Here is a 12,763-nt window from a genome sequence, read left to right on the forward strand (position 1 = left end):
ATGACCTATTCCGATATCGCGGCAACCTCGCGCGCCGCGACCATGGCGGCGCACGAGCGGGGAGCGGGCACCGCGTCGCAGGCGGCTGGCGCCGGCACGGTGGCCGCGACGAACGACATGTTTCTCAAGTTGCTGGTGGCGCAGATCCGCAATCAAGACCCGCTCAATCCGCAGGACCCGAGCCAGTACGTGTCGCAACTGGTGCAACTGGCGCAGCTCTCGAAACAGGAAGAGGGCGTGGCGATCAACAAGCTCAACCTCGACCAACTCACCAACACCTTGATCACCACGCTCGGCGCGCAGGTCGGCAGTCGGATCTCCGTGCACGCGGACGAGATAGAAACGGACGCGGCGAAGCTGAACGGCGGTTTCGTGTTGAAGCGGGCGGTCAGCGATGTAAAGGTGGTACTGACCGGCGAAGACGGCGCCGAGCACGTGATCGAACTGGGTCCGCGTGACGCTGGACGCGTTGCCGTCGACATCGATCCAAGCAACCCGGCGTTGAAACCTGGGCGCTACTCGGTGTCCGTGCGGGCCGAGCCCGCCCAGGAGGTGCCGTTCGAGGTCGAGGGCGTCCTGACCGAAGTCGCGCTTGTCGACGGCGCGATCAAGGCGCATGTCGCGGGAGTGGGAGAAGTCGGCCTCGAGAAGATCGTGCGCTTCCGTGGGCGTGTCGACGCCAGTCCTGTACCGGCCGGGCGGCACGCTGCGCGAGCCTTTTCCTCCGACGCAAACCGCAACCACCAGGTGCTGTCATGAGTGCAAACATCGCCGTTTCCGGCATCCAAGCGATCAACGATCAACTGAATGTGATCAGCGGCAATATCGCGAACGCGAACACGGTCGGCTACAAGACGCGCCGCGCGAACTTCGCCGCGATGATCAGCGGTACGCGAATCGGTTCGTACTCGCAGAGCATGGATACGCTCGGCGCGCAGAACGTGACCGGCGGGCTGCTCGACGCGATGATCAATGGCAAGGGCTTCTTCGTAGTGCGCGACAACCTCGGACAGTTGCTTTATACGCGCAACGGGGGCTTCAGCAGGGGCCCCGACGATCGCATCGTCGATTCGTTCGGGCGCCCGGTGCAGGGCTTGCAGTCCGGCGCGCTCGGCGACCTGAAAGTGCCGACCGGCAGCTTGCCGCCTGAGGCGACGGCGAACATCGAATTCAGCGCCAACCTCAAGCACGACTGGCCGGTTCCCGCAACGAAGCCGTTCGATCCGGACAAGGAGGACAGCTACAACCAGGTCGCCACGTCCACGATCTACGACTCGCTTGGCGGCCAGCACGTCGTCACGCAATACTTCATCAAGCAAGAGGACGGTACGGTCCAGGTGCATTATCGGCTGGACAAGAACGCACCGATCGCCACGCCGACCACGCTGACGTTCGAGGGCGGCAAGCTGGCCGAACCGACCGACCCCGTGCAGTTGAAACTGGGCGCGCCGGCAGGCGCCCAGCCCCTGTCGATCAAGCTGAGCTACGCGGGCATGACCAGCTATGCCAGCGACTACAACGCAACCCGCAATCAACCGGACGGCTATCCGCCGGGCGACTTCGCTCGCGTCAAGCTGGCGGAGAATGGCGACATCATCGCGGTGTACAACAACAAACAGGAGCGGGCGGTCGGGACGCTGGCGCTGGCGCACTTCGCCAACGCCGCCGGACTTGACCCGCAAAACGATTCAGCCTACGCCGCGACGCGCAATTCCGGCAATGCCCTTTACACGACCGCCGGCGGGGTGGCAGGGGACCTGATCACCGGATCGCTCGAAGGCTCGAACGCCGAGTTGACGTTGCAGATGGTCGACCTGATGACCGCTCAGCGCAACTACCAGGCCAACGCCAAGGTGCTCAGCGCCGATGCGCAGATGTCCCAGGCACTGATGCAGGCGCTGTAAGCGATGGACGCGTTCATCTACACGAGCATGGCCGGCGCGGCGCGCGCCATGCGTTCGCTGGAAGTGCATGCGAACAATCTGGCCAATGCCGAGACCGACGGCTTCCGTGCCGATCTGGAACTGGCCGAGGACGTGCCGGTCGCCGGCAGCCGCCTGGACGCGCGCCGGATGGTGCGCTCGCAAGCGCGCAGCAGCATGGACGCCGGCACGATGGTACGGACCGGGCGGGACCTCGATCTGGCGATCGAGGGCACAGGCTACTTCACGGTCGCCGGTCGCGATGGCGAGGCGTACACGCGCGCCGGTGGCTTCGACGTCGATGGTGCCGGTCAGTTGGTACTGCACGGACGCGCGGTGCTCGGCATGGGCGGTCCGATCGTTCTCCCAGAGTTCGAGCGGGTCTTCGTTGGCGACGACGGCACCGTGTCGGTGACCGTTCCGGACGAGCCCACGCCGCAGGTCGTCGACCGCCTGCTGCTCGTCGACCCGGCCCCGGGCACGTTGCGCAAGGACCAGTACGGACTGCTTGTCAGTGCGGATGGCGCGAGCCTTCCCGCCAGCGATGCGGTGAAGGTGCTCGGCGGGGTGCTGGAGGGCAGCAACGTCTCGCCAGTGGACGAGCTCGCCGCCGCGATGTCGGCGAGCCGCAGCTTCGAGTTGCAGATGCGCTTGTATCGCCTGGCGGGCAGCATGGCCGAGGCCGGCGAGCGCCTGGTCCGCGGCTGAAGGGCTGACGGCCGTCGACCCGATGGCATCGCTGGCGGGCAATGAGGATTAAGGAATGAGGAGCATGCAATGAATCAAGCAATGTGGATCAGCAAGACGGGCCTGCACGCGCAGGAGGCCAAGTTGCAGGCCATCGCGAACAACATCGCGAACGTCAATACCGTGGGCTACAAGCGCGATCGCGTCGTGTTCGAGGATCTGTTCTACCGGATCCAGATCGAACCGGGCGCGCAGCTCGACGACAACCGGGTGTCGCCGACCGGTCTGCAATTGGGCACCGGTACGCGCGTGGTCGGCACGCAGAAGCTGTTCACGGATGGCGATGCGAAGACCACCAACGAGCAGTACGACGTCGCGATCGAGGGACAGGGCTTCTTGCAGGTCGAGTTGCCCGACGGTCAGACCGCCTACACGCGCGCCGGCCAGTTGCAGCCGGGGCCGGAAGGGATACTCGCGACCGCGCAGGGCATGCCGCTGGTGCCGGAAATCACGATTCCGGAAGGCACCAGCCGCGTGACCATCGGCGCGGACGGTCGCGTCACGGCACGCTCCGCGATCGACGATTCCACCAACGAGCTCGGCCAGTTGGAGCTCGCCAGTTTCGTCAATCCCGCCGGCCTGCGCGCGCTCGGCAACAACCTGTACCGCGAAACGGAGGCAAGCGGGCCGCCAACCGAGGGCGCGCCGGGCACCAACGGGATGGGCACGCTGCGCCAGGGCGCGCTGGAGAACTCCAATGTCGAGGTCGTCGAGGAAATGACCGAAATGATGACCGCCCATCGCGTGTATGAGATGAACACCAAGGTGCTGAGCGCCGCGGACAACATGCTTCAGCAACTGGCGCAGGTGGCGTAGCCATGAACGCGCGCTCCATCGACGCCGGGGCTGCGGCCAGCGCGCGCGCGGCTCCGACGCGACCGGTCGCAGTCGTCGACGCCCGGGCTATATGCCCCGCTCGACCGTGCGGGTCGCGCGCAAGCACGCGCGTCCCGCCTCGTGGTCTCGCGACGCGCTTGCGGATGCTCCTCGTCGTCTTGCCGCTCGGCCTGGCAGGCTGCGCGACGTTGGACGGTCCGACGACGCCCGATTTTGACGAAGCGGACATGCCGAACGTGACCTACGATCCGGTTCGCCCGGGCGCGGGGGGCCTCTTCACGCGGCAGGCCGCCTGGGCGCTGGCCGCGGATGGACGCGCGTACCGACCGGGCGACACGCTCACCGTGACGCTGGAAGAGGCCACGCAGGCCAGCAAGCGCGCCGACACGAACGTGAAGAAGAATGCCGAGGTCGGCATCGATGCACCGAAGCTGTTCGGCAGCAGCATTCCGCTCGATGCGAGCCTGGGCGCCTCGCGCAAATACAACGGCGGGGGCAGCTCGTCGCAGCAAAACGCGTTGCATGGGGAGATCACGGTCGTCATCCATGACGTGCTGCCGAGCGGGCTGCTCAAGATCAAGGGAGAGAAGGTGTTGGTGTTGAATCAGGGTGAGGAGACGTTGCAGGTGGCAGGCTACGTCAGACCGGCCGACATCGATACGAACAATCGCGTCTCGTCGCGCCGGATCGCCAATGCACGGGTGCGGTATGTCGGGCGGGGCCCGCTTGGCGACGCCAGCCGTGCGGGCTGGCTCACGCGACTGCTGACCAGTCCGTTTGCGCCGTTCTAGCCATGGAGTCAATGCACGAAATCATGATCGAATCGAGCATGCGCGCCACGGGCGCGGCGGGTGCATCGGGCGCGACGGGCGGTGGCGCGAGCGCTTGTTGGCGGCGCGTTTCACTCGTTGTTGTCCTCGGGTGGAGCGCGGCGCTCACGATGGCGCTGGCGGCGCCCGCGGCGCGGGCCACGGCGCTGCGCGACCTCGCCCACGTCGAGGGCGTGCGCGAGAATCAACTGATCGGCTATGGCCTGGTGGTCGGGCTGGCCAACACGGGCGACGGCCAGCAGATCCGGTATACCGGCCAGTCCGTGGCCAACCTGCTCAAGCAGTTCGGCCTGTCGATGCCGGAGGGCATCCGCCTGCGCGCGCGCAATGCGGCCGCAGTCATGGTCAGTGCCAGCTTTCCGCCCGGCTATACGCGCGGGCAGAAGATCGACGTCACGGTCTCGTCGGTCGGGGACGCGAAGAGCCTGCGCGGCGGCACGCTGCTGCTCACGCCGTTGCGCGGCGCGGATGGCGAGGTGTACGCGTTGGCGCAGGGCAGCGTGGTCGTGCCAGGTGTGAGCGCGCAGGGCCGCTCGGGCACCAGCGTCACCGTCAACGCGACGGCCGCCGGACGGGTACCGCAGGGTGCGACGATCGAACGAGCCATCGATACCGACTTCGACATGCGGCCGTACGTGCGCTTGAGCTTGACGCGGCCGAGTTTCGAAACGGCGAGCAACGTGGTGAAGGCGATCGGGCGCGCGCTGGGTCCCGGTCTGGCCACTTCGCGGGACGCGACGAGCGTCGACGTGGTTGCGCCGACCGATCCGACTGCCCGCGTCGCGTTCATGGCGCGGCTCGACGCGATCGACGTCGCGACCGGCAAGCCGCGGCCGAGGGTGGTATTCAATTCGCGTACCGGCACCGTGGTGGTCAGCGAAGGCGTGACCGTCTCGCCGGCCGCCGTTTCGCACGGCGCGTTGAAGGTGACGATTCGCGAGGGCGCGGTGATCAGCCAGCCGGGCCCGTTCTCGTCCGGGCAGACGGTGGTCGCGCCCGAGTCCGATGTCGAGATCGAGCCCGCGAGCGGCCGGATGTTCGAATGGCCCGCGGGAACCAAGCTGCAAACCATCGTCGACACCGTGAACGCGATCGGCGCGGGGCCGGACGACGTCATGGCGATCCTGCAGGCGTTGGATCAAGCCGGCGCCCTCAACGGCGAGCTGATCGTGATTTGAACCTTCCACAAGACAGGAGGCACCATGGCAGAACCCTTCGCAGCGGTACCGACGCTGCATGCGAACCGTCCGGCGCCGGCGCCGCGGGCCGCGTCACGCACACCGGACGTCCGCATCGCGCGCGCCGGACAGCAACTCGAAAGTCTGTTCGCCGAGCAATTGCTCAAAGTGATGTGGCGCACCGTCGACGGCTTCGCGCCCGAATCGGAGCGGGCGGCCGCACGCGGGCGCGAGGGACTGGACGCCTATCTCGACAGCTTGCTCGCCGATCACCTAGCCAGCCGCCAGGCGCTGGGCGTCGCCCGATTCGTCACCCCTCTGCTAGAGGCCCGCGACACCGGTGCCGTGGATCGCGCGAACTTTTAAGGCCGGCGCAGCGCGCGTCGCTTCTGATAATCGAGCGTCGCTGTCCGGACACGATTTCGATTGATGCAGGCCGCGCGAGGAGAGCGCAAACATGTTCAGTATCGGTAGCTCGGCGGTCACCGCCGGTCAGATTGGACTATGGGTTGTCACGTCCAATCTTCACAACGTCGCGACGCCGTCGTATGCGCGGCGCCAGGTGCAATTCGTGACGACGCTCGACGGCGGCGTGCGCGCCACCGTGCGACGCATGGCGGACTCCGACGCGCTCGGCTTGTACTGGCGCCGCATGGGTAGCCTTGGTGTCGCTGAAGGCGCCGAAGGCAATCTGAAACAACTCGAGGGACTGTTCGGCGCGGAACCGCCGATGGGTCAGGCCAGTCCGTTGCCGGGGAGCACCGGCCTGGGCATGCGCTGGTTGTTCGACCGGCTCATCTATGCCGGCGGCGAGGCGACCGGAACCGAGGGCCGACAAGGCGTGCTGGCGGCGGCGAAGGCGCTTGCCGAGAATTTTTCTCGTCTCGATAACGGGCTGGCGGACCTGCTGACGAGCGCCGAAGGGCAGTGGCGCGGCACCGTCGACAAGATCAACGATGCGAGCGCGGGACTGGCCGACCTGAACGCCAAGATCGCCGCGGCACGGGCGGCGGGCCAGGACGAGCAAGCGTTCGTGCTGCTGGATCAGCGCGACGCATTGGTCGCAACGCTGCACGGCTTGACCGGCGCGGAGGTGGTGCCGCGTTCGGATGACACGATCGATCTTGTCCTGCCGGGCGGCGCGTCGCTCGTTTCGGGACAAACCGCGGCGCGTCTGGCGATCGACGCGGCCGGCGAAGGCAAGTTGACCCTGCAATTGGGTAAGGCTTCGCTGAGCCTGGCCGAGCGCGACCTGGGTGGCCAGTTGAAGGGCGTGGTCGACAGCGAGCGCATCGTGAGCGCGCAGCGGGAGCACATGCGTGCGTTTGCGAAGACGTTCGTCGAACGCTTCAACGCGCAACTGGCCAAGGGTTTCGACAGCAACGGCAAGCCGGGCAAGCCCTTGTTCACGTACGACGAGACGACCGGGCGGATGAGCGTCGATCCGACGTTAGGCGTGTCGGACTTGGCGTTCGCATCGTCGGCTGCCGGTGGCGACGGCGGCAACCTGCTTGAATTGCAGAAACTGGCCGATGCCGAAATCGAGGTGCCGGGGCTGGGCAAGCATAAACTGGCCGACGTCTACGGCGCGATTCGCGGGGAAATCGCGAGTGCCCACAGCGCCAACGCCGCCGCGCTGGACCGTGCCCGCGCCGACGTGCTGGCGGCTCGCGCGGCGGTCGACGAGATCAGCGGTGTGTCCGCGGAAGAGGAACAGGAGATGTACGTGGAACTCGGCAAGTGGATCGCGGCGAACAATAAAGCGATGCTCATCGCGCGAGACCTGTTCGCGGATCTGATTCGTGACATCTGAGACGGAGGCGAAAAATGAGAATCACGTCGTACAGTTTTGCCCGTCAGCAGATGACCTGGCTCAATGCCACCGTGGCGGCGCAGCAGAGGGCCATCCTTCAAATGAACACGGGCCAACGCTTGCTGCGCTGGTCGGACGATCCCGGCGCGGCGCAAGCAGTCGATCGTCTGGTGGGGGCGGTCGAACGCGGCAACAGCTATCTGCGCGTCGTGCAGACGCTCGCGGGGGGGCAGGAGCGCGCCGAAGCGGGTATGCGGAGTTTGATAGAACAGCTCGACGTGGCGGTGGCCCGTCTCACCGGCGCGTTGAACGATGATCCCAGCTCCGGCACACCACAGATCAAGGCGCGTGCGTTGGCAGAGGTGCGGGACCAGGTACTAAGTCTGGTGAATACGGCCGACATCGACGGTCGCGCGATCTTTGCCGGGACCGCCCGTGGTACGCATGCGGTCCGCTACGACGCGGCGGCGGAGGCGGGAAAACGCTACGCCTACGTCGGTAACAATGAACGCAATCATGTGGCGATCGACGTGACCCAGGTCGTCGAGACGGGGCAGAGCCTGCCGGAGGTCGCGGACCTGCTCAACATGCTCGACGTCGCCATTGCCGCGTTGGAAGCGCCGGCCGGTGCGAGCGGCCAAACCGCCAGGCGGGCCCTCGAAGCGGCGCTCGAAGGCACGCGCCAGACGCAGGACGCCGTCGGCGGCAAGGTGGCCGACCTCGGTTACCTGCGCAATGTGCTGGACGCGGTAGGCGAGCGTCACCAGACGGTCGGGCAGGCGTGGCAGGAGGAGGCGGTGCGGCTGGGTGGTATCGATCAGACGGCCTTGACCACGGAGCTGTCCCAGCTTGCGGCTGCCGGAGAGATGCTTCGACAGATCTATGCACACTTCGGCCGCACCACGCTGTTCGACTACGTTGGATGACAGATGAAGCTCGATACGATCGCACAGGCCAATATGGGCACCGGGACCCACGCCGATAGGGCTGAGCATCGCAGCGGTGCGATACGACGCGCGAGTGCGCTCCGCGACACGCCGACGTCGACGTCACAGCGCGTTGGCGGCGCCGTGGCGCTGCGAGGCCGCGCCGACGGCACTGCCGCGCGGCTCGTCCAGGAAAGGTTGAACGAAAGCGCGACCGACGCGCAGACCGTGCTCGGCTACCTCGATCGACTCGCGGATGCCGCGCGTGTAACGGCCGGAGCGCTGCGTGCGTTCAGCGACGGCGACGGCCGCGTCAATTCGACGAGCGATGCGACGGCGTTGGAGTTCGCGTGTGACCGGCTCAGGCGGACCTGGGCTGCTCGGCAGGCCGCCACCGGCGGCCGGCTGGACGCCGAGCTGCGGGTCGGTCCCGCCGGTTCGGCGCGCATACATGTACGCGTGCCGCAGCTCGAAGTTCCGTTGGCCGTCCCGGCGCAGGCTGAAACGCTGGTGTTCCACGCCGTCGGCGGCGGGCTGCGGGCCGTCGCGGTCGATCTTCCTGTCGGCGCGGCGCCGAACGAAACCGCACGACGCTGCGACGAGGCGCTGCGTGCCGGCGGCGTGCGCGTACAGGCGGGCAAGCACGGCGAACTCTCGTTCGCGTTGCAGGAGACGGGCGGGGCCGCGCTGCTCGCCAGCCTGCGGGTGAGCGGCGAGGGGATTCGATTTCCGCCGGGCGAGGGGACGCCCCTCGCCGTCGAAGTGATGCCCGGCGCATTCGAACCGCACGCGTGGCGTCTCGACGACCCGCGCGGCCGGACGGTCGCGCAAGCGCAGTTGCGCGAAGGCGCGCGGCGCATCCAGCTTGCACGTGTCCAGGCGCACGAGCAATACGACGCGGCGCGCGCGTCTGCCGACCGCTCGTTGAACGAATGCGATGGGGCGGTCGCCGCCGGGCTTCCGGGCGAGCTGACCACGCTGTTTGGCGAACGATCGCATCTTGCTTCCTTCCAGCGCCTGGCGCTGCTCGCGCCGCTGGTCGGCAGCGCAAAGGCCGTTCACGTGCGCGCATTGCTCGCTTGATTCGTGGCGTGCGACGCCGCCGGCCGTGACGGCCGGTGCCGTAGCGGCGGTCCACCGACGCGCGCGTTCAAATCGCCTTTCCAGTCGCCGCGCTGCGCGCGACGCGCGCTGCCGCGGCCACGACGTCGTCCCCTCGAATTACGTCGTTCCTGCCTTGCCCCCATCCATTGTTGGCGGCGCCTGCCCGCGTTGTCGCGCGCCATGAGTCGAGCGCGCCATGCGCCGAGCGCGCCATCGCCGCGCATCCGTGTGCCGGTTGCCGGCCATGCGGGCCGCGTTCGGGCTGTGCAACGCGCACGTGAACGCATCTGCAGCGACAGTCGCGCGGCGCTTACGGTACGCGAGGCTGTTAAGCCTTTCCGCGGCCCAGTCGCTTTTATCGTTTGAACGCGGAGATACGACGTTCAGGAAGCTCAACAGAGGAACCATCCACATCATGATCACGATTCATACCAACAGTGCCGCGAATCGCATCATCACCGCGCACAATGCCAACGAGCTGGCCCGCTCGAACACGCAGCATCGCCTGGGAACCGGCTTTCGCGTGAACGGCGCGAAGGACGACGCGGCCGGCCTGCAGATCGTCTCGCGCCTGCGCAGCACGCGCGTCGGCATGATCCAGGCGGGTGAGAACATCAACAACGCGATCTCGCTGCTGCAAGCGGGCGACGACGCACTCGCGACGATGGAAGGCGTTCTCCAGCGAATCCAAACGCTCGTCACGAAGGCGGCCGACGGTGCAACGTCGAAGGCGGACCGCGAAGCGCTGCAAAAGGAGTTCGATCAGCTCGGCAGCGAATTGGCCAGCATGGTGAAGTCGGCCAGCTATGGCAGCGACAAACTGTTCATGGGCACGGATGCCGAGGCGGGTAAACCGGCAGTACCAGGGACAGGCGGTGAAGAAGGAAAGCCGGCGGAGCCGGCAAAGATGGGCGACGCCCTGTTCGCGAAGGCGCTGCAGTTCCAGATCGGCGCGGGCAAAGATGACAAGATGGACTTCGACGTTTCGAAGCAACTCACGGGGCTTGTGAGCGCGCTGGAAAACGTCGCGAAGACCACGAAAGACGGCTTGTGGGCGGTCAAGAACCCGGAGAACCCAGAGAACCCGGAGAACCCGGAGAACCCGGAGGGCACGAGGCGTACGGAGGGCGCGAAGGCCGCCGGGGGTGATCCTGAGCTGTCAACGCCGTCTTTGGCGTCGGAAAAGCTCGAAAACGTGACCGAAGCGGTGTCTGCTGTCGGCGAGCTGCGCGCGAGCTTCGGCGCAGGCATGAAGCGCCTCGACTACAGCGCTCAAAACCTCCAGAACATGGTCAATGCCGCATCCGAATCGATCGGCCGCATCATGGACACCGACTACGCGACCGATACCACCAATCTCGCGCAGCAGTCGGTCCTGACGCAGGTCAGCGGCGAGATGCTCAAGCAGGCCAACGCCAGCAGCCAGCAAATCCTGCAACTGCTCGGCTAAGCACGGCGCTGCGCGCGCGTCGGCGGAGCTGAGTCGCCGACGCGTGCATTCATCCCGCCGTGTTCGCGGCGGGACTGTTTCATCGTGGCGGACCGAATGCCGCGGCGCCCCGCGCGCTGTCGCCGGTCCGCCGCCATCCACCGATCCATGCAACTCATTCTCGGTTTTCTCGTTCTCCTTGGCTGCATCTTCGGCGGCTTCGCGCTGCACGGCGGCAGCCTCGGCGTCATCTGGCAGCCCACTGAAATCATGATCATCGTCGGTGGCGGCCTGGGCGCGCTGGTGGTCGGCAACCCGTGGCACGTCCTGAAGGACACCCTGTTGCAGCTCAAATGGGTGATCGCGCGCAGACAGCGCGACATGGACTTCCAGCGTGAACTGCTGCTGTTGCTGTACGAACTGCTGCGCACGGTTGCCGATGGCGGACTGAGGGCGCTCGATCAACACGTCGAGGAGCCTCACAACAGCGCACTGTTCCAGAAGTACCCGAAGATACTTGCCGAGCCGCGCCTGGTCGCCTTCATCGCCGACAATTTCCGGCTGATGGCGATGGGACGCATCACGCCGCACGAGTTGGAAAGCATGCTCGATCAGGAATTGGAGGCGATGCAGGAGGCCATGCTCCATCCGTCGAGAGCGTTGGCCAAGAGCGCGGAAGCCATGCCGGGCTTCGGCATCCTGGCCGCGGTGTTGGGTATCGTGCTTGCGATGAGCGAGCTGGACGCCGACATTGCGCAGATCGGCATCAAGGTGGGTGCGGCGATGATCGGTACTTTCCTCGGCATCCTGATGTGCTACGGCATCCTTGAACCGCTCTCGAACGCGATTGCCGGGCGCGTGCGCAGCGAATTGTCGGCGCTCGACTGCGTCAAGGTCGTGCTGTGCGCACAGTTGGGCGGCAAGCCCGCGCTGTTGGCAGTGGACGCCGGACGCAAGCTGATCGCGCCCGAAGTGAAGCCGAGCTTCGCGAAGCTCGAATCCTGGATAGCAGCGCTGTGAGCGACGTGCAACCCGATAAAAACGCCCGGCGCGTCGAGGCGGCGCATGCATCGACGACAGTGATCCGACGCGTCCGGCGAGAGCATGACGCGTCGCACGGCGGCGCGTGGAAAGTCGCCTTCGCCGACTTCACGTTGGCCATGATGGCGCTGTTCATGGTGCTGTGGGTGCTCGGCTCCGCGAACACGGCGCAGCGGCAGACGATCGCGGATGCCTTTCGTGGCAAGTTGCATACGACGGGCGCTGACGGACTGTTCGACAAGGCCAGTCGTCGGCCGGCGCCGCTGTCGGCTGCCGGCCAGCGTGAGCGAGACCCCGACACCGAGGCGGACGCGTTGCATCGCGCCGAGTGGTCCCAGCGGATGCAACGGGTTGCCGAGCGTGTGCAGCGCGAAGCGAGTGCACGCGGGATGAGTGATAACGTCGACGTCTTGGTCGGACCGAACAGCCTGCGGATTTCGATTCATGACGCCGGCGAAACCGGCATGTTTGCGCGTCGCAGCGATGTGATGCATCCGGTGTTCGTCGAGTTGCTACACGCATTGGTCCCCGTGCTTCAGACCGTGCCGGAACCTTTGCTCCTGCTGGGCCATACCGACGCGACGCCGTTCGCGGCGCCGGGGGTGTGGAGCAACAACTGGGCGCTCTCCAGCCGACGCGCACTGCGCGCGCGGGAGATTCTGCTGCGCGCTGGTCTGCCGGAGGCACGTCTGTACCAGGTGGCCGGCATGGGCGCAAGCCAACCGGCGATCAAGCGCGATCCGAATCACGCCCGCAATCGACGCATCGAGCTGGTGCTTGTGGGCGAGCGCACGCATGCGAGCTGGCAGGCGATTCTCGATGCTCATGGCATCGGCGAGACCGCGGCACTTGACGCCAACGCCGACGCGCTCGCGGTGCCGGCGCCGTAGCCGAGACCGAGCCGCCGGCCAGTCAAATCGAGGCGGCTGGCGGGTC

The 12,763-nt window shown here is 66.6% G+C and carries 13 protein-coding genes; all 13 read left to right on the plus strand.

Annotated elements, in window-relative coordinates; translation table 11 throughout:
• The 13 genes from BLU54_RS03815 to BLU54_RS23105 all read left to right on the plus strand — a co-directional run bounded on the left by BLU54_RS03815 (position 1) and on the right by BLU54_RS23105 (position 12,717).
• Positions 1–759 (plus strand): flagellar hook capping FlgD N-terminal domain-containing protein, encoded by a 759-nt coding sequence (locus BLU54_RS03815; protein ID WP_091904901.1) that lies wholly within the window; start codon positions 1–3, stop codon positions 757–759.
• Entirely contained in the window at positions 756–1,904 is a 1,149-nt protein-coding gene (locus BLU54_RS03820; protein ID WP_091904904.1) for a flagellar hook protein FlgE, read from the plus strand. Before BLU54_RS03815 ends, BLU54_RS03820 begins: the two co-directional genes overlap by 4 nt.
• Before the next feature lie 3 nt (positions 1,905–1,907).
• Positions 1,908–2,630 (plus strand): flagellar basal body rod protein FlgF, encoded by a 723-nt coding sequence (locus BLU54_RS03825; protein WP_091904907.1) that lies wholly within the window; start codon positions 1,908–1,910, stop codon positions 2,628–2,630.
• A 69-nt stretch (positions 2,631–2,699) separates the two neighbouring features.
• Positions 2,700–3,485, plus strand: coding sequence for a flagellar basal-body rod protein FlgG (flgG, locus tag BLU54_RS03830; protein WP_170845004.1), 786 nt, complete (start codon positions 2,700–2,702; stop codon positions 3,483–3,485).
• 164 nt (positions 3,486–3,649) lie between these two features.
• Positions 3,650–4,297 carry a flagellar basal body L-ring protein FlgH gene (locus BLU54_RS03835; RefSeq protein WP_091904917.1) on the plus strand — a complete coding sequence of 216 codons (648 nt, stop codon included), beginning with the start codon at positions 3,650–3,652 and terminating at the stop codon, positions 4,295–4,297.
• A 149-nt stretch (positions 4,298–4,446) separates the two neighbouring features.
• Positions 4,447–5,514, plus strand: coding sequence for a flagellar basal body P-ring protein FlgI (locus BLU54_RS03840; RefSeq protein WP_091905966.1), 1,068 nt, complete (start codon positions 4,447–4,449; stop codon positions 5,512–5,514).
• Between the two features lie 24 nt (positions 5,515–5,538).
• Positions 5,539–5,880 carry a hypothetical protein gene (locus BLU54_RS03845; protein ID WP_091904920.1) on the plus strand — a complete coding sequence of 114 codons (342 nt, stop codon included), beginning with the start codon at positions 5,539–5,541 and terminating at the stop codon, positions 5,878–5,880.
• A 91-nt stretch (positions 5,881–5,971) separates the two neighbouring features.
• Positions 5,972–7,327 carry a flagellar hook-associated protein FlgK gene (locus BLU54_RS03850; RefSeq protein WP_091904923.1) on the plus strand — a complete coding sequence of 452 codons (1,356 nt, stop codon included), beginning with the start codon at positions 5,972–5,974 and terminating at the stop codon, positions 7,325–7,327.
• A 14-nt stretch (positions 7,328–7,341) separates the two neighbouring features.
• Positions 7,342–8,253, plus strand: a complete 912-nt coding sequence (locus BLU54_RS03855; protein ID WP_091904925.1) for a flagellin N-terminal helical domain-containing protein — start codon at positions 7,342–7,344, stop codon at positions 8,251–8,253.
• A gap of 3 nt (positions 8,254–8,256) precedes the next feature.
• Positions 8,257–9,336: a hypothetical protein gene (locus tag BLU54_RS03860; protein WP_091904927.1), complete on the plus strand. Its 1,080-nt coding sequence runs from the start codon at positions 8,257–8,259 to the stop codon at positions 9,334–9,336.
• A 217-nt stretch (positions 9,337–9,553) separates the two neighbouring features.
• Positions 9,554–10,807, plus strand: a complete 1,254-nt coding sequence (locus tag BLU54_RS03865; protein WP_091904930.1) for a flagellin N-terminal helical domain-containing protein — start codon at positions 9,554–9,556, stop codon at positions 10,805–10,807.
• 147 nt (positions 10,808–10,954) lie between these two features.
• Positions 10,955–11,806, plus strand: a complete 852-nt coding sequence (gene motA, locus BLU54_RS03870; protein WP_091904932.1) for a flagellar motor stator protein MotA — start codon at positions 10,955–10,957, stop codon at positions 11,804–11,806.
• Complete coding sequence (locus BLU54_RS23105) at positions 11,803–12,717, plus strand: flagellar motor protein MotB (protein WP_170845005.1); 915 nt, start codon at positions 11,803–11,805, stop codon at positions 12,715–12,717. The genes motA and BLU54_RS23105 overlap by 4 nt, the downstream gene beginning before the upstream one ends.
• The last annotated feature ends 46 nt before the right edge of the window (positions 12,718–12,763 follow it).

Origin of the sequence: Chitinasiproducens palmae, from assembly GCF_900095735.1 — a bacterium.
In the GTDB taxonomy this organism is placed as follows: Bacteria; Pseudomonadota; Gammaproteobacteria; order Burkholderiales; family Burkholderiaceae; genus Chitinasiproducens; species Chitinasiproducens palmae.